21 protein-coding genes are annotated in these 19125 nt (G+C 57.2%); all 21 read left to right on the top strand.

Annotated elements, in window-relative coordinates; genetic code table 11:
* Window positions 1–11: 11 nt before the first annotated feature.
* Window positions 12–1007 (top strand): ABC transporter permease, encoded by a 996-nt coding sequence (locus M6D81_RS12620; RefSeq protein ID WP_262677371.1) that lies wholly within the window; start codon window positions 12–14, stop codon window positions 1005–1007.
* Complete coding sequence (locus tag M6D81_RS12615) at window positions 1004–1852, top strand: ABC transporter permease (RefSeq protein WP_262677259.1); 849 nt, start codon at window positions 1004–1006, stop codon at window positions 1850–1852. Before M6D81_RS12620 ends, M6D81_RS12615 begins: the two co-directional genes overlap by 4 nt.
* The gene (locus tag M6D81_RS12610; RefSeq protein WP_317259118.1) at window positions 1849–2799 is read left to right on the top strand and encodes an ATP-binding cassette domain-containing protein; all 951 of its coding nucleotides are present in this window, start codon (window positions 1849–1851) and stop codon (window positions 2797–2799) included. Before M6D81_RS12615 ends, M6D81_RS12610 begins: the two co-directional genes overlap by 4 nt.
* Window positions 2789–3388: an ABC transporter ATP-binding protein gene (locus tag M6D81_RS12605; protein ID WP_262677258.1), complete on the top strand. Its 600-nt coding sequence runs from the start codon at window positions 2789–2791 to the stop codon at window positions 3386–3388. The genes M6D81_RS12610 and M6D81_RS12605 overlap by 11 nt, the downstream gene beginning before the upstream one ends.
* 13 nt (window positions 3389–3401) lie before the next feature.
* On the top strand, window positions 3402–4421 hold the full coding sequence (locus M6D81_RS12600) for a LacI family DNA-binding transcriptional regulator (protein ID WP_262677257.1): 1020 nt from the start codon (window positions 3402–3404) through the stop codon (window positions 4419–4421).
* 327 nt (window positions 4422–4748) lie between these two features.
* Complete coding sequence (locus M6D81_RS12595) at window positions 4749–5591, top strand: sugar phosphate isomerase/epimerase family protein (protein WP_262677256.1); 843 nt, start codon at window positions 4749–4751, stop codon at window positions 5589–5591.
* Window positions 5592–5762: 171 nt separating this feature from the next.
* Window positions 5763–6215, top strand: coding sequence for a stage V sporulation protein AC (gene spoVAC / locus M6D81_RS12590; RefSeq protein ID WP_262677369.1), 453 nt, complete (start codon window positions 5763–5765; stop codon window positions 6213–6215).
* 1 nt (window position 6216) lies between these two features.
* A complete protein-coding gene (gene spoVAD, locus M6D81_RS12585; RefSeq protein WP_262677255.1) occupies window positions 6217–7239 on the top strand; it encodes a stage V sporulation protein AD in 1023 nt (340 codons plus the stop codon).
* Window positions 7236–7586 (top strand): stage V sporulation protein AE, encoded by a 351-nt coding sequence (spoVAE, locus tag M6D81_RS12580; protein WP_262677254.1) that lies wholly within the window; start codon window positions 7236–7238, stop codon window positions 7584–7586. The genes spoVAD and spoVAE overlap by 4 nt, the downstream gene beginning before the upstream one ends.
* 181 nt (window positions 7587–7767) lie before the next feature.
* A complete protein-coding gene (locus M6D81_RS12575; protein ID WP_262677253.1) occupies window positions 7768–8724 on the top strand; it encodes an AAA family ATPase in 957 nt (318 codons plus the stop codon).
* Between the two features lies 1 nt (window position 8725).
* Window positions 8726–9973: a DUF58 domain-containing protein gene (locus M6D81_RS12570; RefSeq protein WP_262677252.1), complete on the top strand. Its 1248-nt coding sequence runs from the start codon at window positions 8726–8728 to the stop codon at window positions 9971–9973.
* Complete coding sequence (locus tag M6D81_RS12565) at window positions 9970–12243, top strand: transglutaminase TgpA family protein (RefSeq protein ID WP_262677251.1); 2274 nt, start codon at window positions 9970–9972, stop codon at window positions 12241–12243. Before M6D81_RS12570 ends, M6D81_RS12565 begins: the two co-directional genes overlap by 4 nt.
* A gap of 115 nt (window positions 12244–12358) precedes the next feature.
* Window positions 12359–12886 carry a YqeG family HAD IIIA-type phosphatase gene (locus M6D81_RS12560; protein WP_262677250.1) on the top strand — a complete coding sequence of 176 codons (528 nt, stop codon included), beginning with the start codon at window positions 12359–12361 and terminating at the stop codon, window positions 12884–12886.
* Complete coding sequence (gene yqeH / locus M6D81_RS12555; protein WP_262677249.1) at window positions 12883–14007, top strand: ribosome biogenesis GTPase YqeH; 1125 nt, start codon at window positions 12883–12885, stop codon at window positions 14005–14007. The genes M6D81_RS12560 and yqeH overlap by 4 nt, the downstream gene beginning before the upstream one ends.
* A gap of 71 nt (window positions 14008–14078) precedes the next feature.
* Complete coding sequence (locus M6D81_RS12550; RefSeq protein WP_262677248.1) at window positions 14079–14951, top strand: shikimate dehydrogenase; 873 nt, start codon at window positions 14079–14081, stop codon at window positions 14949–14951.
* A gap of 26 nt (window positions 14952–14977) precedes the next feature.
* The gene (gene yhbY / locus M6D81_RS12545) at window positions 14978–15268 is read left to right on the top strand and encodes a ribosome assembly RNA-binding protein YhbY (protein ID WP_262677247.1); all 291 of its coding nucleotides are present in this window, start codon (window positions 14978–14980) and stop codon (window positions 15266–15268) included.
* Between the two features lie 17 nt (window positions 15269–15285).
* Window positions 15286–15888 (top strand): nicotinate-nucleotide adenylyltransferase, encoded by a 603-nt coding sequence (gene nadD / locus M6D81_RS12540; protein ID WP_262677246.1) that lies wholly within the window; start codon window positions 15286–15288, stop codon window positions 15886–15888.
* Window positions 15866–16435, top strand: a complete 570-nt coding sequence (yqeK, locus tag M6D81_RS12535) for a bis(5'-nucleosyl)-tetraphosphatase (symmetrical) YqeK (protein ID WP_262677245.1) — start codon at window positions 15866–15868, stop codon at window positions 16433–16435. The genes nadD and yqeK overlap by 23 nt, the downstream gene beginning before the upstream one ends.
* A 3-nt stretch (window positions 16436–16438) precedes the next feature.
* Complete coding sequence (gene rsfS / locus M6D81_RS12530; RefSeq protein WP_262677244.1) at window positions 16439–16786, top strand: ribosome silencing factor; 348 nt, start codon at window positions 16439–16441, stop codon at window positions 16784–16786.
* Complete coding sequence (locus M6D81_RS12525) at window positions 16783–17688, top strand: CvfB family protein (protein ID WP_262677243.1); 906 nt, start codon at window positions 16783–16785, stop codon at window positions 17686–17688. The genes rsfS and M6D81_RS12525 overlap by 4 nt, the downstream gene beginning before the upstream one ends.
* Window positions 17688–18455: a class I SAM-dependent DNA methyltransferase gene (locus M6D81_RS12520; RefSeq protein ID WP_262677242.1), complete on the top strand. Its 768-nt coding sequence runs from the start codon at window positions 17688–17690 to the stop codon at window positions 18453–18455. Before M6D81_RS12525 ends, M6D81_RS12520 begins: the two co-directional genes overlap by 1 nt.
* The last annotated feature ends 670 nt before the right edge of the window (window positions 18456–19125 follow it).

Raw genomic sequence — 19125 nt, 5'->3', positions numbered from 1 at the left:
TGATGGGAAGCATGCTATGGCCTTACCTTCGCTTTATCGGCACCGGCGCACTGCGTCTGGTTCTGCTGCTGTTCGCGGTCAGCATGATCAGCTTCGCGCTCGTGAGCATGTCCCCGATCGACCCCGTTCAGGCTTATATCGGCGCTGATGTACTGTCGGTGGGTCCGGAGCAGCGAGCGCAGATTGAAGCGTATTGGGGGCTTGACCAGCCGTTCGTGCAGCGTTATCTGAACTGGGCGACGTCTCTTATGAACGGCGAGCTCGGTGTGTCTATGATCTATCGGGAGCCGGTAGCCGATGTCATAAGCGGGCGGTTCATGAACTCGTTCTGGCTAATGGCCGTCTCGTGGCTGCTGTCTGGAGTCATTGGCTTCCTTGCGGGCGCAGCTGCAGCGCTGCGAAGAGATTCCTGGCTGGACAAGTTCATTCGCAATTACTGTTATACGCTTGCCTCGACGCCATCCTTCTGGCTCGCTTTGCTGCTAATGATTGTCTTCGCGGTATGGCTTCGCTGGCTCCCCGTCGGTCTCGGCGTACCTGCTGGCCAGCTTGCGGAGGAGGTCACGCTGCTCGATCATATTCGCCACCTGCTGCTTCCCGCACTGACGCTTAGCATGACGGGGATCGCGCCAATTGCCCTCCATACGCGGGAGAAACTTATCGGTGTGCTGGATAGCGACTACGTACTTTTCGCCAGAGCTCGCGGTGTGAGGGGGCTGGAGCTGATGCGCAGGCACGGCTTGCGCAACATCGCATTGCCCGCTCTGACGCTGCAGTTCGCTTCTTTCGGGGAGCTGTTCGGCGGAGCGGTGCTGGCGGAAGCGGTATTCTCTTACCCCGGCCTGGGGCAAGCGACAGTAGAGGCAGGCTTAAGAGGAGATGTGCCGCTGTTGATGGGCATTGTACTGTTCACGACTATTTTTGTATTCACAGGCAATGCCATAGCGGATCTGCTCTATCGGCTGGTCGATCCCAGACTGCGGATGAGCAAGAGGGAGGCGCTATGAGACATACGGCAATGGGATTGGAGAGAAATCGGAATGAGCGGACGCGCGCCGTATTCATCGCGGCAACTGCGGCTGCGATGCTGCTCGCAACCTTGCTTGTTGCCGGCTTGACCGGCAAATCGGGACTCGGAGTACAATTGGAGCTTCGCAATCTTCCACCATCCCTGCACCATCCCTTCGGCACGGATTGGCTGGGAAGAGATATGCTCGTCCGTACGTTCAAGGGGTTGGCGCTAAGCATCGGTATCGGAATGGCGGGAGCGCTGTTCAGCGCGATCATTGCCACAGCGGCAGGGCTTGCTGCGGCGACGCTGGGAAAAGTTGCGGACCGAATCATTACTTGGTTAATGGATGTATTCATGAGCGTACCGCATCTGGTGCTGCTCATTCTGATCGCATTTCTGTGCGGCGGCGGCATGAAGGGCATTGCCATTGGCATTATGGCGACACATTGGCCTGCCCTGGCACGAGTCATCCGCGCAGAGGCGATGTCGCATAACCATTCGCATTACGTGGCGGTTTCACGCAAGCTGGGAAGATCGCGGTACTGGATCATGTCCCGGCATCTGCTGCCCGGCGTGCTGCCCCAAGTGATGACGGGGCTGCTGTTATTGTTCCCGCATGCGGTGCTGCATGAGGCGGCCATAACGTTTCTGGGACTCGGCTTGCCGCCCAGCCAGCCGGCAATTGGCATCATTTTATCAGAATCGATGCGCTACCTGACATCCGGCATGTGGTGGCTGGCTTTATTCCCTGGCTTGTGCCTGCTGGCGACCGTCCGCACATTCGACGCGCTGGGCCAATCGATGCGGCGCCTGATTGCTCCGGGCAGCGCGCAGTTGTGAGAATAGATCAAGGGAGGGAGCGGCTGGACATGGTTGTGCTGGACATTGAGAATTTATCCATATCGTTCCGCCGCTATGCGGGCGGATTGCGGCAGGAATGGACGAGAACGGTCGAAGATATCTCCTTGCAGGTCAAGCGAGGCGAAGCGGTCGCGATTATCGGAGCAAGCGGCTCCGGCAAGAGCCTGTTGGCTCATGCCGTCATGGGACTGCTGCCGCGCAATGCCGCCATGTCGGGGACGATCCGATACAACGGCAATCCGCTGAACGAGGCGGCTCTGAGACAGCTGCGGGGACGCGACATTCTGTTCGTGCCGCAGTCTGTCACATTTCTGGACCCGCTGCTTACCGTCGGCTCCCAGCTGTCCACCCGCAGCTCCGGTCAGGAGGCGCATGCGAAGCGGAGAGGCTTGCTGAGACGGCTGGGTCTCGGGGAGACGGCAGAGCGATTGTATCCATTCCAACTGTCGGGCGGCATGGCGCGCAAGGTGCTGCTGGCGACGGCTTCCTCATCCGAAGCGAAGCTTATCATTGCCGACGAGCCGACCCCCGGCATGGGCGCTGACGATGCCCGCGAGTCGCTGCGGCACTTGAGGGAGTTAGCTGATGCAGGGGCTGCCGTCCTGTTCATCACGCATGATATTGAAGCGGCGCTCCGCGCAGCGGATCGCGTCGTCATGCTGTATGACGGGATGGCTGTGGAGACGGCTCAGTCGAGCGATTTTCGAGGCGACGGGGAGTCGCTGCGCCATCCCTACAGCCGTGCACTGTGGCGCGCGCTGCCGCAGAACGGCTTCCAGCCGTTGCCTGAGAGCCGTGCCACGGCTTCCGAGAACGGGTGCTTCTTCGCATCATGGTGTCAAGCTGCAAGTGCGCAGTGCGGCAGCGGCATGCCGCCTCCCCGCGCTGTGCGCGGAGGGATTGCGAGGTGTCATCATGCCACTTGAAGGCAAGGGGCTCGGCTGGCGATACGGAAGAGGGGATTGGCTGTTCCAATCGCTTAACATCACCATTATGCCCGGGGAAGTGGTAGGGCTGTTCGGTCCGAGCGGCAGCGGCAAATCGACGCTCGGCCGTCTCCTCGCGGGATATATGCCGCCGATGCAAGGCGAAGTGGTTGTGGGCGGGAAGCGAAGGAGCGGACATGGGCATGATGCCGTCCAGCTTATTCATCAGCATCCGCAACTGGCCGTGAATCCCGGCTGGCGGATGAAGCGAATGCTGTGCGAAGGCTGGCGGCCGGATAGCGGCACGCTTGCGGCGATGGGCGTCTCACCCGGCTGGTCCGACCGGTTCCCCGGCGAGCTGTCGGGGGGAGAATTGCAGCGCTGCTGCATCGTCCGTGCGCTTGGCCCGGATACGCGCCACTTGATCGCCGATGAGATGACCGCCATGCTGGACGCCGTCTCTGCCGTCCAGATCTGGCACGCATTGCTTCGCATCGCGGAAGAGCGTCGCATTGGCTTGCTTGTCATCAGTCACGATCATGCTCTGCTGGAGCGTATATGTGATAGAATAGTAGCAATATTTCATTGACGGGATGGTAGACATGGCGAAGCGGAGCAAAGTTACGATTCAACAAATCGCGGATGCGGCCGGGGTGTCGAAGTTCGCCGCATCCAGGGCGCTGTCGGGCAAATCGGGCGTCAGCGACGAGACGAGGGAGATGATCGTCAAAACGGCGCTCCAGCTCGGTTATTACAACAACGCCCTTCGGCGGAAAACGCCCTTTGCCATTGAAGGGCAAGAGGCTCCGCAGGAAGGCACAGTCGTCGTCCTCTTCCCCGATGTCCGTTATCAGAATGCGGAATCCACTTATTGGGGGCCAATCTTCGAAGGCATAGCCGCCGGCATTGCCGAGCGAGGCCTCCACATGATAACGGTAACGGAGCCGACAGGCGAGGGGCTGTTCCATGTACTGAATCCGGAAGCTGTCATAGGCGTCATTACGATCGGGAAGGTGTCCGGCGGCGCATTGATGGAGATGAATCGCTTGGGCATGCCTGTCGTGATGGTCGATCATGTCGACCTCGTTCACAGGACGGATCTGATCTGCGCAGATAATTACGGAAGCATGCACGATCTGATGGCTCAATTGATTGGCAAAGGGTACAAGACGTTTCAATTTGTCGGTCATACGGCTTATGCGCACAGCTTCAGAGAGCGGTGGACAGCTTACGAGCAGGCGCTGCTTGGATTCGGGCTGCTGGCACAGCAGGATAACCGTCTTATCGGGGAGGAAGCGGAGCGACTGGAACAGTGGCTGCCCGCAGCGTTGCGGGAGATGCAGCTGCCGGACGTATTCGTCTGCGCCAACGATTACTTGGCCGTACAACTGTTGGAGGCTTTCCGAACGCTGGGCATTCGCGTGCCGGAGCAATGCGCCGTAACGGGGTTCGACGACGCATTCCCCCAAGCTCACCCTGCGCTTACAACCGTGCGCGTACATACGGAGTGGATGGGGCGCCGCGCGACGGACAAGCTGATGTGGCGGATTGCCAACCGGTCGGCGCTGCCGGAGAAGGTTATGATCTACGGTGAGCCTCTGCTGCGGGATTCGACCCGGTAATCTCCGCTGCTTCATCTCTCTGAGCCTGTTGCATTCTGCAACAGGCTCATTCTGCGTTCTCCTCGCATACAATGGAATGAGCTTACCTCCATTAAGCGCAAAGGAGAGCATGCTTATGAACAGACGCACGACCATGCTGATTTCGCTGGTGCTTTATGCCATCTGTGTCATTGTACTGGCAATAAGCTCGTATATCCACAGCGGACATTAACGCATGACAAGTCATATCGTCTCTTCCCTCTTCGGGGAAATTAGCCTATGATAATAGGGTGTGATGCCAGAAGAGGGAGCTCCTTTAACGGAGCGGACGATAGGAGTGTGTTAATCATGTTAAGAGGTCTTACCGGCGCAGGCATGGGCGCCCTTTCGGGAACAGAGGAGCTGATTCGGCTTGCGGGGAAATACGGTTTTCAGTCTGTCGATGTGGATGCGCTTCCGTTAATCGAGAAGCTGGGAGAGAAGGAAGCAGCTTGGCTGCTGGAAGAGCATGGCGTATCCATCGGCTCAATCGGTTTATCCGTGCAGTGGAGAGCCGGGGAAGCGGAATTTCTGAAGGGGCTGCAGCGGCTTCCCGATCAAGCCGCCGCGGCCAGATCGCTCGGCTGCACGCGCTGCTGCACTTACATATTGCCGTCGGTCGATAGCGCGCCTGCGCATTTCATGGCCATCGCGACGAGACGCCTCCGCCAGTGCGCGGCTGTGCTTGGCGCTTACGGCATATCGCTCGGTCTGGAATTCGTGGGGCCGCATCATCTGCGCACGCATTGGCGCCATCCGTTCATATGGACGATGGAAGAGACGCTGGACTGGGTCGCTGCGATCGGCGAGAGCAATGTCGGGCTGCTGCTTGACGCGTATCATTGGTATACGACCGGTCTTGGGACTGACGCCATCCGGTCGCTCCGGGCGGAGCAGATTGTGCATGTCCATATTAACGACGCGCCGGATGTGCCGGTGGAGCAAGCGCTGGACAACGGAAGACTTTATCCGGGAGAGGGAATCATCGATCTGTCAGGTTTTCTGAATGCGTTACATGATATCGGCTACCGTGGACCCGTCGCGCAGGAAATTCTGACGGCCGAGCAGCCGGCAGAATCGCCAGAGCAGCTGGCGCAGCGTTCCAAGGCGGGCTTCGACAGTGTTTTTGCGCTTGCCGGACTGCCCTACTAGACTCGAATGACGGAGATGTATGCGGTTGACTCTGAATACGGTCCAATGACGGGGCGCGGATAAGAAAGGCGACAATGACAAATAATGAACGGGAAGGAAGGTCGATCATTTGCATGAAGGAGGAAGTCAACTTTGGCATCCAATGGATCAACCCCGAACCGTTACAAAAAAATGACGATGTCGCCGAAGGAGTATCAATCCTTTGCCAAAACAAAGGAGCCGCCGCGCTCTATATTGGGCAACTGCCTGAAGGCTTTCCTGATCGGCGGCAGCATCTGCTGTGTGGGACAAGCCATTAATGAACTGTTCGTTCATCTGATGGATATGACGCCCGAACAGGCGAGCAACCCGACAGTCGCCGTCCTTATCCTGCTGTCCGTTATTCTGACCAGCCTTGGGGTGTACGACAAGCTTGCCCAGTTCGCAGGCGCAGGCTCGGCCGTTCCGGTTACCGGCTTTGCCAATTCCATGTGCTCGGCGGCGCTGGAGCATCGCAGCGAAGGTCTGGTGCTCGGCGTAGGCGGCAATATGTTCAAGCTGGCGGGAGCCGTAATCGTCTTCGGTACGGTGGCCGCTTTCTTCGTAGGCATCGTCCATCTCATATTGGGCACCGGAGGACAATAATATGCTGCGCGGCAAACAAACGTGGTGGTTTCACAATCGTCCCGTCATCATCGGGGCGGCAACCGTTGTCGGTCCCGAGGAAGGCGACGGGCCGCTCGCAGACGATTTCGATCTTGTCCATCCGGAGCTGGACATGCAGCAGAAGAGCTGGGAGAAAGCGGAGCGGCTGCTGTTGGAGCAAGCTTCGGAATTTGCTATTCAGAAGGCGGGTCTCGTACGCACCCAAGTGCAATTTTTTGTCGGCGGCGATCTGATGAATCAGATTATTAGCAACAGCTTCACTGCAAGAGCGCTCGGCATCCCGTATATCGGCGTGTTCGGCGCCTGCTCCACTTCCATGGAGACGCTGGCGCTCGCCTCCTTGCTGGTGGAGAGCGGAGCTGCGGAATACGCGCTGGCAGGCACATGCAGCCATAACTGCACGGCGGAGAAGCAATTCCGCTATCCGACGGAGTACGGCTCACAGAAGCCGCCGACGGCGCAATATACCGTTACCGGGGCAGGTGCGGCAGTCATTGCCAAGTCAGGCGCCGGACCGGTCGTGGAATGCGCGACGGTGGGCAAGATTGTCGATCTGGGCGTGAAGGACCCCTTCAATATGGGAGCGGCCATGGCGCCGGCTGCCGTAGATACGATTCAGACGCATCTGGAGGATACAGGCCGCACACCTGGCGATTACGACCTGATCGTCACGGGCGATCTGGCGGGTGTCGGCCATCCCATCGCACGTGATCTCCTGCTGAAGGACGGTGTGCAGATCGATCGTGCCACATTCCAGGACTGCGGTCTGATGGTATACGACGTCCAGAAGCAGAAGGTGCAGGCGGGAGGCAGCGGCTGTGCGTGTTCAGCAGTCGTCACGTACGGCCATCTGCTCAAGAAGCTGCAGGAGGGCAAGCTGAAGCGGATTCTAGTCGTCGCGACGGGCGCGCTGCTGTCCCCGCTTTCCTTTCAACAGGGAGAGAGCATCCCTTGCATTGCCCATGCGGTGGCGATATCGTCGGAAGGGAGCGTGCAGCGATGATCTTCTTATGGGCGTTCCTCATAGGAGGGGCGATATGCGTGCTGGGCCAGCTGATGTTCGATGTGCTTAAGCTGACGCCGGCGCATACGATGGCTACACTGGTTGTACTCGGAGCGATTGCCGACGGGCTGAACTTGTACGAACCGCTGATCAAGTTCGCGGGCGCCGGAGCGACTGTTCCCATTACCAGCTTCGGCAATGCGCTCGTTCACGGCGCGTTGACGGAGCTTCACAAGTCAGGCTGGATCGGGGTAATCGCGGGCATATTCAAGGTGACGAGCGCCGGCATATCCGCAGCGATTATTTTCTCGTTTCTCGCTGCTCTCGTCATTCGGCCGAAGGGCTGATTGCAGGGGGAAGACAGCTGAATATGACGTTGATTGACAAGATGGGGAGTCCTGTGGGATTCTCCAATTTTTTTTGTAGCGACCAGCATTTGTGTACCTCTGCGAAAATACTGTAAAATGATAATATTCACCTAATTTTATGGAATATTATTATTTTTCATTTTTTCCGGGAGGTAGTAAAATGGCAAATATCCAATCATCTGACATGGTCTTATGCTCCAGAATTGTTGAAAATTTGGAAGCTTGTATCCTGGGAAAACGAATGGAAATCGAGAGATTGCTAGTAGCCGTCATGGCCGGCGGACACGTGCTTCTGGAAGACGTGCCCGGTACGGGCAAGACCCAGCTTGTACGAGCATTGGCCAAAGCGATCGGCGGACAGTTCAGACGTATTCAATGCAACCCCGACCTGCTGCCTACCGATATTACGGGCGTATCCATCTATCATCCGAAGCAGGAGAGATTTCTGTTCCGACCAGGTCCTGTCATGACCAATATATTGCTGGCCGACGAGATTAACCGGGCGACGACGAAGACGCAGTCAGCATTGCTGGAAGCCATGGAGGAAGGTCATGTGACGGTAGACGGCGAATCCTACGAGCTGCCCAACCCCTTTATATTGCTCGCCACTCAGAACCCGATCGAATTCGAGGGCACCTACACGTTGCCAGAAGCGCAGCTTGATCGGTTCATGATGAAGCTGTCGCTGGGCTATCCCTCCGAAGAGCACGAGCATGAGATGGTAACGACGGGGATCAGACATCCTTCGGAGTCGGTGCAGCCCGTCATCGAAGTGGCCGACATGGTCGGCATTCAGCAGCAGGTACTGGCCGTCCATCTGGATGAAGCGGTCGGCGATTATCTGATCAAGCTGGTGAGATCCACGCGCGACCACGCCAACGTGCTGCTGGGAGCGAGTCCGCGTGCAGCCATAGCGCTTGCCCGTGCCGCCCGTGCAAGCGCATACCTGCAGCAGCGCGATTATGTGACGCCGGACGATGTGAAGGAGCTGGCGCCATACGTATTGTCGCACAGGCTGCTGCTGGCGACGGAAGCAAGAATGAACGGGCAGCGGGCCGAGGATATCGTAGCGGAAGTTATCCAGGCTGCGAAAGTGCCGGTCCGGCTAGAGCGATAATATGCGCGCGCACAAGGAGAAGCAGCGCCGCACGGTATTGATCGCATCGCTGTATATGTGCAGTCTGTTTTATTTTCTGTTCCAAGGCGGCAAGACTGCACTGATGCTGTTCGTCATATTGAATTTACTTCTTATCTATCTATTCCTTGGCCGCTGGAGCGGCATTACGCGGGTATCGGGCAGCAGAACGTTCCTGAACCGCGGCTCCCACGTCCATGAAGGCTCGATTACGGCGGGCAGTACACTGGAGATCGGACTGCAGGTGAAGGTGCCGGGCTTCTACCCGCTGCCGTATATTATCGTAAGGGACACGCTCTTCCGGCATGACGGAGAGAGCAGCGTATTCGAGACTTCCTTCATTCCAGGCTGGAAGCGCATCGGTTCCGTGCGCTATACGACGCCGCCCCTGCGAAGAGGTGAGTATCGCTTCCGCCGGACGGAATGTACGGCGTCGGATATATTCGGCCTGCTGCAGCATACGGGCAGCTTTCAATCTGAGTCCGTATTCAGCGTGCTGCCTCAGACGGTGCACCTGCGGAACTGGAGCGGCTTCCAACGCGGCATTCGCGGACCGTATTCCCATGCGGCGGCATCACGCGCGGCGAAGGAGACGACGCAGTTGGACGGCATTCGCGAATATTTGCATGGCGACAAGCTGTCGCGCATCCACTGGAATGCGACGGCGAAGACGGGACATTGGAAGTCCAAAGCGTTCGAGAGGGAATCGCTGCCTCGCACGATATTGATACTTGATCGTTGCCTGGCTTCATACGGGAAGAATGGTAGCGACGCATTCGAGCTGGCTGTCTCGGTTGCAGCCTCGCTGCTGGAGCATGGCTTGAAGCGCGATACGGCGATGGGCTTGCTGTCGATTGGCGAGCGCTTGACCGGCATGCCGCCCCGCTCCGGTCTCGAGCAGCGCAACGCCATGATGAAGCATCTGACCTTCGTTCACGCGGATGCGCAGCAGACTTTGCCGCTTTCCTTGCCGCTCGCAGAGTCTTCCCTGCAACCGGGCTGCTTCGCGCTTGTCGTGTCGGGAGAGACGGGCAGCGGCATGCTGCAGACGATGGAATGGATCGCGCGCAGAGGCATAACGCCTTGTCTGCTGCATATTGGAACTGCCGGAGGCAATGGCGAGCAAGACACGGCCTGGAAAGCGATGATCAGGAGCCGCGGCTGGCTGCTGTACGATATTCGTCACTTGCGCGAGCTTCCGGAAGTGTTGGAAGGGAGTGGAATCGCATGAGCGGGGGCACGAAGAAGCGCAAGTTGAAGTTCAATCATTGGTACGAAAGACTGACGGGATTGTTCGTCGCAGCGATCATGGCGAGCACGGTAGCGGTCTTCGAAGGCTACTGGTGGCCGGAGTCCTTCGATATAGCTTATTACAGCCTCATATGCGGAGCAATCATTCATCTGTTCATTCCCGTCGGGCGCTCGACGATCAAGCTGGTGCTGGCCTTTATGTCCGCATTGCTGATTACGCTTAGATTCGCCAGGTTCGACAGTCCTCTCCTATTCTCAGGCAATAATCCGACTGAGGAAGGGGTGCTGCGACTGCTGGACTTCGCCGTGCAGCTCCATCCCTTCATATGGATTGGCATGGCTCTCCTGTTCGGCCAGCTAGTATTCAGCGCCTGGGCGGTTACTCGCCCGAGAGTGTTCGGGCTTATCGGGGCGGCCTTGATTATCTTGACGGTCACGGACTCCTTCACGCCGATCTGGCTCTGGGACAACGTCGCCCTCGTCGTCTGCTTCGCTCTGCTCTGGCTTGTGGCGGATCACTTGTCACAGCTGCAGCGGAAGCATCCCGACAGCTGGAGTTATCTGATGGAGTATCCGCTTCGATTGATCGCTCCCACCGTCATCGTGCTTTCCGCACTGATGATCGCAGGATTGAATATGCCTTCGCTTGCGCCGATGCTGCAGGACCCGTACACCTTGTGGAAGAATGCCCGCGGCGAAAGCGTGGAAGTGTTCTTGGGCGAGAAGGCGGTGTTTAACAATACGGAGCCGTTAACCAGCGGCAATGCAAGCTCGGGATACAGCCGCGACGACAGTGTGCTGGGCGGCGGCTTCGACTTCGATCATTCGACGATGATGACGGTGACGACGACGCACAGAAGCTATTGGCGAGGCGAGACCAAAGGCCTGTATACCGGTCAGGGCTGGGACTATTACGAGGAGAAGTACGTTAACAGCATTTCTGCCGAGGAAGTGGCGTACGGGGGAGAGCTTGAAGTGAGTGTCGACCGCTCCCTTGCCGAGACGATTATGGTGGATCAGATGGTGACGATGGTTCGCGAGGATCGCTATCCCGTATTGTTCAGCGCAACGCCTGTCTCTATCGTTCATCAGATCGGAACGGATGAGCAGCAATTTCCGGCGAGATTGCTGCAATGGCTGCCCGACACATGGGAAGTCAGGATGCTGCTGGGCGACGACCGGGCGTACCCCCAGTCTTATTCCGTCACATCGGAGGTAACTGTTCTGGATGAGGAAGGGTTGCGCCAGACTAACGCGAAGGTTGCTGAGGGCTCGCTTCACGAGCAATATCTGCAGCTGCCGGAGTCGCTGCCGCAGCGGGTGCGCGATCTTGCCGCCGAGATTACGGCGGAGGCCGCTACCGATTATGACAAGGCGAAGCTGCTGGAATCCCACTTGCGGCTGAACTATTCCTACAATAATAAGCCTGACTTGTCCAAGCTGCCTGAGGACAGTGGGGATTTCGTCGACGGCTTCCTGTTCGAGCTGCAAGAGGGGTATTGCGATTACTTCTCTACCGCTATGGCTGTCATGGCGCGAAGTGTAGGATTGCCCGCGCGCTGGGTGAAGGGGTTCACGCCTGGCGTGCTGCCGATAGACGCTTATTTGCCTGAGCTGAGACAAGGGCTTCCGGAAGATGAAGTAATGGACCCGGACGGTGCAGGCACGTATACGGTTCGCAACTCCGATGCGCATTCCTGGGTGGAGATATATTTCGAAGGCTACGGCTGGATACCGTTCGAGGCGACAGCGGGCTTCTCCTTCCCTTATTCCACTCCGGAAGGAGCGGCTCCGCTGGAGCCGTCCGTGCCGGAGCATACGGAGCAGAACGAACAGACGACAGCTGAAGAAGAGACGCAGACGTCGTCTGCAGGCTCCCGGACTTGGACGATTGCCGGATTCGCTGCCCTTGTGCTGGCGCTGGCTGCATGGATATACATGAAGCGGGAGAAGCTGCGAATATATTTGAAGCGGCTGGAGCGTCGTACGCATACGGCGAATGAACGCGTCGTGATGGATATGAACCGGCTGCTGCGCAAGGGGGTCAAGCATGGCATGCGTCGCGAGGAGCATGAGACGCTGCGTGAAGCGGTCTTCCGCTGGTCCGGCAGCTACAAATGGCTGAAGGACGATCTTCTTGCGGTGCTGCAGGGCTTCGAACGCGCGAAGTATAGCGGCTCTCAGCTGACGCATGACGAGGCCGACCAATTCTCGACCCGTATCAGACAGATTATTCTTCAATTAAAGTAAGCTTGGAGTACCGTTCGCCACCTGTCGGCGTACGGTATTTTTTTGCAACAAATTCGCTTTATATGGTATAGTTTCGTAAGATAGCAGAGAGGTATAAGGAAGAGGGATTGCATGTATGCTTGAGAAATTACTGCCGAATATGCGCGTCAATTCGGTATACGATATTGATCTGGAGGAGCTGGGGGCACGCGGCGTAAAGGGCATTATTACCGATCTGGACAATACGCTGGTCGGGGCCAAGGAGCCGCTCGCTACGCCGGAACTGGTGAAGTGGCTGGACAAGGTGAAGGCAGCCGGCTTCCGAGTCGTTATTCTCTCCAACAATAACAGCTTGCGGGTGAGCAGCTTCGCTGCACCGCTGCAGGTACCGTTCCTGCATAAGGCGAGGAAGCCAATCGCGAAGTCGTTCCGCAGAGCGCTGAACATGCTCGGACTGAAAGCAGAGGAGACGGTAATGATCGGTGACCAGATGCTGACAGATGTGCTGGGCGGCAACCGAATGGGACTCTATACGATACTTGTGACCCCCATCGCTCCGCTGGATGAAGGATTTACGACTTTAATTAATCGAAGAATTGAACGAATAGCGCTATCGAGGCTTCGCAAGCGCGGTTTATGGTATGAGGAGGAGACACACAGATGAATGAAGAACATTCCAATTCCTTCCTATCCTGCGGAGGCTGCGGCGTGCGCTTGCAGACTGAAAGCCCGGAATTGCCGGGGTATGTGCCACAATCGGCGCTGGAGCGGGAACCGATTATTTGCCAGCGCTGCTTCCGGATCAAGCATTATAATGAAGCGGCTTCCGTTGCCGTCGATCAGGACGATTTCCTTCGATTGCTGGGAGCGATCGGCGGAACGAACAGCCTGGTCGTCCATATCGTCGATCTGTACGACTTCGAGGGCAGCTTAATCTCGGGTTTGAGCCGCTTCGTCGGCAACAATCCCGTCCTGCTCGTCGTGAACAAGATCGATCTGCTTCCGAAGTCGCTGAATACGAACAGGGTTCGCAATTGGGTGCAGCAGCAAGCGAAGGCGCTGGGACTGCGGACGGTCGATGTCGTCTTGTGCAGCGCGAAGCGCAATCTGGGCTTCGAACGGGTCATCGAGGCGCTGGAATATCATCGCAAGGGACGTGACGTATACGTCGTAGGAGCGACCAATGTGGGCAAATCGACGTTGATTAACCGTCTTATCTCTGACTACAGCGATATGGAGCAGGAGCTCACGACTTCCCGCTATCCCGGGACGACGCTGGATGCGATCCGCATCCCGCTTGACGACGGAAAGGCGATTATCGATACGCCGGGCATTGTATACACGAGCAGGCTGACCGAGGTCGTTCCGCGCAGCTTTCTTGGCGCCTTGCTGCCGGACAAGCCGATCAAGCCGCTTGTCTATCAGCTGAACGACGGCCAGACGCTGTTCATCGGCAGCATTGTTCGCTTCGACTTCGTGAAGGGAGAGCGCCAGTCGTTCACGCTCTATCTCTCCAATGCGCTCAATATCCATCGGACGAAGCTGGAGCGCGCCGACGAGCTTTACGAGGAGCATAAGGGGGAGCTGCTCGGAGCGCCGAGCGAGGAAGAACTTGCGTCCGTTCCGGAATGGACGAGACACAGTCTGCAGGTAGCCAAGGGGAGCAAGCAGGATGTATTCGTGTCCGGACTCGGCTGGATAAGCGTCAATAGCACGCAAGGGGCGCAACTGGATGTATATGCGCCGAAAGGCGTCAAGGTCATGCTGCGACCTTCATTGGTATAACGCTGCAGCGTCTATAACGGCTTGACGACGGGGCAAGCTGGACACAATGGGAGTAAGGGGGAGGGGATGCTGTGACATTAGGAGCATCTGGATTGTCGATCGACAGCCATACGATATTATACGGGGTTATCGGAGACCCCGTACGTCATTCCCGATCGCCGCTTATGCTGAATCGGGCGTTTCAGGAGAAGGGCATTAACGGCATCTATGCCGCATTCCATGTATCGGCGGAAGGTCTGGGCGATTTCGTCAGGGGCGTCAGAGCGATGGGCATAGGCGGCGTCAATGTCACGATTCCGCACAAGCTGGGCGTCATGGAATGGCTGGACGAGATCGATCCGGCAGCACGAGCAATTGGTGCAGTGAACACGATTGTGAACAGGGACGGCAGGCTTGTCGGTTATAATACGGACGGCATCGGCTATGTCCGGTCGCTGAAGGAGGAAGCGGAGCCGGAGCTGTCGGGCAAGCGAATCGTCGTCATCGGAGCTGGCGGAGCCGCAAGAGGGATTGTATATGCGCTGATCGGCGAACGTCCGGCAAGCATCGCGATCGTCAATCGGACCGCTGATCGCGCGCGCAGTCTCGCGGATGACTTCCGGGAGAAGTTCCCTGCACTGCAAGCCGACAGCTACGATGCGCTGCCCCGGTTGTGCGGCGAAGCGGATATTGTCATCAATACGACTTCCGTGGGCATGTATCCGCATACGGGGCAGTCGCCTGTCGATGCCGCATGGCTGAAGTCGGGAGCCGTAGCCAGCGATCTGATCTACAACCCGATGAAGACGTTGTTCCTGACAGAAGCGGAAGCACGCGGCTGCCGTATCCATGGCGGACTGGGCATGTTTATTTATCAAGGGGCATACGCGTTCGAATATTGGACGGGCGAGGACGCTCCCGTTGCTGCAATGCGGGAGACGGTGCTGGCGTCGTTGCTGTCTTAAGTTGTAATAAAGAAGGAGCTTATACAATGCTAACAGGTAAACAAAAACGATATCTGCGCTCAGAGGCGCATCATCTTCAGCCTATATTCCAAGTGGGCAAAGGAGGCACGAACGATCACCTCGTTCGTCATATTGAAGAAGCGCTGGAGGTACGGGAACTGATTAAAGTATCGGTCTTGAACAACTGCCTGGACGATCCCAAGGAGATCGGCGCAGAGGTGGCCGAGGCCGCCGGGGCCGAGCTGGTGCAGGTCATCGGCAAGACGATCGTTCTGTACAAGGAGTCCAAGGATAACAAGACGATTGAGCTGCCATAGCAAGGGGGCGACGGGAATTGCGGCATATCGGCATTATGGGAGGAGCATTCGATCCTATTCATACCGGACATCTGCTGGCGGCGGAAGCGGCAAGGGATGGCGCCGGATTGGACGAGGTGTGGTTCATCCCTTCCGCTGTGTCCCCGTTAAAGGCGAATGAGCCGGGCATGAGCGGAGAGCAGCGCTACGAGATGGTCTGTGAGGCGATCAAAGGAAATGAAGCGTTCCGGGCGCTTGATCTGGAGCTGCATCGGGGAGGCGTCAGCTATTCGATCGATACGGTAACCGAGCTGCAGTCGCGCTATCCCGATTGCAGCTTCGCTTACATCATCGGCTCGGACCGGATACACGATCTTCATCGGTGGCACAGAATCGGAGAGCTTGCGGAGCGGATTGCGTTCATCGGCCTGGAACGGCCTTCCGATGCGCTTCGCACCGAAGCGCTTCCGAATTGGCTGAAGGAGCGGCTAACGATGGTGGACATGCCTGCAATCGGCATCTCTTCCACGGCGATTCGCCAGCGGCTTGCCGAGGGGCGTTCCGTTCGCTATGCGGTGCCGGAGCCGGTGTATCAGTATATAAGGAGACACAAATTATATGAAGCGAGACGAAATGATTGAGCGCGTGAAAGCGGAGATGCCGGAGCGCCGGTGGCTTCATACCGAAGGCGTAATGGCTGCGTCGAAAGTACTGGCTGAACGGTTCGGCGAAGATGCGGGGCGGGCGGAATTGGCCGCCATCCTGCACGATGTCGCCAAGTATTGGCCGGTAGACCGAATGGAGCTCATCATTCGGGAGCAGCATCTTCCAGGCGATCTTCTGGCCTATGACAAGGAGCTGTGGCACGCGCCCGTCGGGGCGTGGGTTGCGCGGCATGAATTCGGCGTAACGGATAGCGGAATACTTGATGCGATACGCTATCATACATCGGGACGACGAGGGATGTCGAAGCTGGAGAAGATCGTATGGCTTGCGGACTATATAGAGCCCGGAAGGGAATTCTCTGGCGTGGATAGGATTCGGGAACTAAGCGAGAAAGATTTGGAAGAGAGTATGCTTGCAGCATTCGACAATACCATCGCCTTTCTCATTGCGAAGGGCAAGCGGATCTACCCGCTCACGATTGACGCGCGCAATGATTTGATCGAACACATTAAGGGAGGATAAGGAATGGCCATACACTCGGATGAGCTGTTGAAACTGGCGGTTGACGCTGCGGAGGACAAGAAAGCAGTGGATATCGTCGCCTTAAATTTGAAGGAAGTGTCTCTCGTTGCCGATTACTTCTTAATCTGCAGCGGGAACTCCGATACGCAGGTGCAAGCGATCACGACCGAGATCAAAAAGCAGGCGGACAAGCGCGGAGCCAGAGTTCGCGGCATCGAAGGAGCGGATTCCGCACGATGGGTGCTGATCGATCTGGGCGACGTTATCGTGCACGTATTCCATCGCGAGGAGCGGGAGTACTACAATATTGAGCGCTTGTGGTCCGATGCGAAGGTTGTGGAGTTCGCATGAGCCTGAACGCAGGCACGACTAGCGTGTTCAAAGTAGCCAGGGAAGTGTCGCCATACGGCTTCTTCTTGGCGAACGATGAAGGTGAAGTGCTGCTGCCCTACACTGAGCTGACGGGGTCCAAGCCCAAGGTCGGCCAGCAGATTGAAGCGTTCCTCTTCTATGATTCCGAGGACCGTATCGCTGCGACGATGAAGCGTCCGCTTCTGCAGCTGGACGAGCTTGCTCGGCTGAAGGTCGCAGACGTTCACCCGAGGCTCGGCTGCTTCCTGGAGATGGGGCTCGGCCGCCAGCTGCTGCTGCCGCTGTCCGAGCTTCCGGAGCATATCGCGTATCGTCCACTGCCGGACGATGAGGTGTTCGTGATTATGAAGCAGGACAAGATGGGCCGGCCGATCGCCAAGCTGGCTTTGGAAGAGGACTTGGCGCCGCTCGTATTCACCGCTCCGGAGAGCTGGAATAACACCTGGGTGGAGGGATGGGTGACCAAGTCACTGCAGATGGGCTCCTTCGTACTTATCGACGGAGGCGTCGTCGGGTTCGGCGCTTACGGGCTCATTCCGGCTGCCGAGAGAATCAAGCCGCTGAGGCTGGGGGAGCGCGTTCGCGTTCGCGTCACTTATGTGCGCGAGGATGGCCGCGTCAATCTGTCCATGGCTCAGCGCAAGGAAGTCGGCAGGCTGGAGGACGCGGATCGTCTGCTGGCTTTCCTGAAGGAACGGCCGGGCGGTGGCATGCCGTATTCCGATGAGACGGAAGCGGAGCTAATTAAGCAACGCTTCGGCATTAGCAAGGGGGCGTTCAAGCGGGCTCTCGGCAAGCTGATGCGCGACGGTCTGGTCGAGCAGAAGGGCAGCTGGACGTACTTGAAGGAGCGTAAGGACGGGGGAGGGACGGATCTGTAATGGCCCAATCCTACGGACGATTCGCGCTCGTATACGATCAGCTCATGGAAGACATGCCTTATGCGGAGTGGCTCGGCTTCGCCCGTGCGGCTTGGGAACGCTACGGCATGCCTTCCTCCGTGGCGGATCTGGGCTGCGGCACCGGCAGTCTTGCGATTCCGCTTGCTCGATCAGGCTTTCAAGTATTCGGCATCGATTACTCCTCGGATATGCTGACGGTAGCTCGCAGCAAGTGGGAGGAGACGCCTCAGCAGGCGCTCAGGACGCGTACAGGCTCCGTGAGATGGCTGCAGCAGGATATGCGCATCTGGCAGCTTCACGAGCCTGTGGACGCCGTTATATCGTTCTGTGACTGTCTCAATTACTTAACGGAGGAAGAGGATGTGGAGGCGGCATTCCGCTCTACTTGCCAAGGTCTTGCGAGCGGCGGCGTATTCTTGTTCGACGTTCATCCGCCGAAGCAGTTCCGGCGCTATGCCGAGGAGCAGCCGTTCGTGCTTGACGAGCGGGACATTGCTTACATATGGGTGTGCGATCTGGACGAGGAGCGCTGTCAGATTGAGCATCAGCTCACGATATTCAAGCAGGAAGCGGACAGTCGCTTCTCCCGCTTTCAGGAAACGCACATTCAGCGGGCATACGATCCCGACTGGCTGGAGGCGGCCTTGCTTCGAGCCGGCTTCAGCCGGGTCCACCGCTATGCCGATTTCGAGCTGAAGCCGCCTCATGCGGATTCGGAGCGTCTGTTCTTCGCCGCGATCAAATAGCGGCATATCGCATACACAGGCCTATGATCATCTAGCATAGGCCTGTTCGCTATGCGAATTTGGCTCATTGCGTCTGCACCGAAGCGAAATTAACTTCCATCGCTCATTCTGACCATATAGGAGGCGGGAATAAGCAGAAATGTGCGCGCTACCGCTCAAAATGGTTGCATATACAACCATAATTTCCTCGTTACCCCATCTATGCCGGATTTTGTACGAAAAAACATACAAAGTAGCCCACATGAGGCCATCGACGTCGGAGGTTGCACGAAAAAACGTACAATGTAGCCCAACTGAGACCACCAACGCCGGATTTTGTACGAAAAAACATACAAAGTAGCCCACATGAGGCCACCAACGCCGGATTTTGTACGAAAAAACATACAAAGTAGCCCACATGAGGCCACCAACGCCGGGGTTTGTACGAAAAAACATACAAAGTAGCCCACATGAGGCCACCAACGCCGGATTTTGTACGAAAAAACATACAAAGTAGCCCACATGAGGCCACCAACGGTTCAGCCCCTTAATTCTGGAGTCTGCACCATCAAATATGGGTCAATCATAGAATTTCATGAAATTTCGACGTTTTACAAGGTAACATGAAATTTCCAGCGATCAACAAGCTGCATAACCCAGTCGGAGAAAGGAACGGGTGCCATTCGTTTTA

The sequence above is a fragment of the Paenibacillus sp. J5C2022 genome (assembly GCF_025567625.1).
Lineage (GTDB): Bacteria > Bacillota > Bacilli > Paenibacillales > Paenibacillaceae > Pristimantibacillus.
Note: the sequence above shows the minus strand (reverse complement) of the source record. Positions and strands in the feature narration are given on the sequence as shown.

What these genes read in the sequence shown, in the direction of transcription:
- M6D81_RS12570 (WP_262677252.1), top strand. Translation starts at nt 8,726, where the DNA reads ATGCGCGCGCACAAGGAGAAGCAGCGCCGCACGGTATTGATCGCATCG.
- M6D81_RS12560 (WP_262677250.1), top strand. Translation starts at nt 12,359, where the DNA reads ATGCTTGAGAAATTACTGCCGAATATGCGCGTCAATTCGGTATACGAT.
- M6D81_RS12595 (WP_262677256.1), top strand. Translation starts at nt 4,749, where the DNA reads ATGTTAAGAGGTCTTACCGGCGCAGGCATGGGCGCCCTTTCGGGAACA.
- yqeH (WP_262677249.1), top strand. Translation starts at nt 12,883, where the DNA reads ATGAATGAAGAACATTCCAATTCCTTCCTATCCTGCGGAGGCTGCGGC.
- M6D81_RS12620 (WP_262677371.1), top strand. Translation starts at nt 12, where the DNA reads ATGCTATGGCCTTACCTTCGCTTTATCGGCACCGGCGCACTGCGTCTG.
- M6D81_RS12520 (WP_262677242.1), top strand. Translation starts at nt 17,688, where the DNA reads ATGGCCCAATCCTACGGACGATTCGCGCTCGTATACGATCAGCTCATG.
- spoVAC (WP_262677369.1), top strand. Translation starts at nt 5,763, where the DNA reads ATGACGATGTCGCCGAAGGAGTATCAATCCTTTGCCAAAACAAAGGAG.
- M6D81_RS12565 (WP_262677251.1), top strand. Translation starts at nt 9,970, where the DNA reads ATGAGCGGGGGCACGAAGAAGCGCAAGTTGAAGTTCAATCATTGGTAC.
- M6D81_RS12575 (WP_262677253.1), top strand. Translation starts at nt 7,768, where the DNA reads ATGGCAAATATCCAATCATCTGACATGGTCTTATGCTCCAGAATTGTT.
- spoVAD (WP_262677255.1), top strand. Translation starts at nt 6,217, where the DNA reads ATGCTGCGCGGCAAACAAACGTGGTGGTTTCACAATCGTCCCGTCATC.
- yhbY (WP_262677247.1), top strand. Translation starts at nt 14,978, where the DNA reads ATGCTAACAGGTAAACAAAAACGATATCTGCGCTCAGAGGCGCATCAT.
- rsfS (WP_262677244.1), top strand. Translation starts at nt 16,439, where the DNA reads ATGGCCATACACTCGGATGAGCTGTTGAAACTGGCGGTTGACGCTGCG.
- M6D81_RS12615 (WP_262677259.1), top strand. Translation starts at nt 1,004, where the DNA reads ATGAGACATACGGCAATGGGATTGGAGAGAAATCGGAATGAGCGGACG.
- M6D81_RS12525 (WP_262677243.1), top strand. Translation starts at nt 16,783, where the DNA reads ATGAGCCTGAACGCAGGCACGACTAGCGTGTTCAAAGTAGCCAGGGAA.
- M6D81_RS12600 (WP_262677257.1), top strand. Translation starts at nt 3,402, where the DNA reads ATGGCGAAGCGGAGCAAAGTTACGATTCAACAAATCGCGGATGCGGCC.
- spoVAE (WP_262677254.1), top strand. Translation starts at nt 7,236, where the DNA reads ATGATCTTCTTATGGGCGTTCCTCATAGGAGGGGCGATATGCGTGCTG.
- yqeK (WP_262677245.1), top strand. Translation starts at nt 15,866, where the DNA reads ATGAAGCGAGACGAAATGATTGAGCGCGTGAAAGCGGAGATGCCGGAG.
- M6D81_RS12605 (WP_262677258.1), top strand. Translation starts at nt 2,789, where the DNA reads ATGCCACTTGAAGGCAAGGGGCTCGGCTGGCGATACGGAAGAGGGGAT.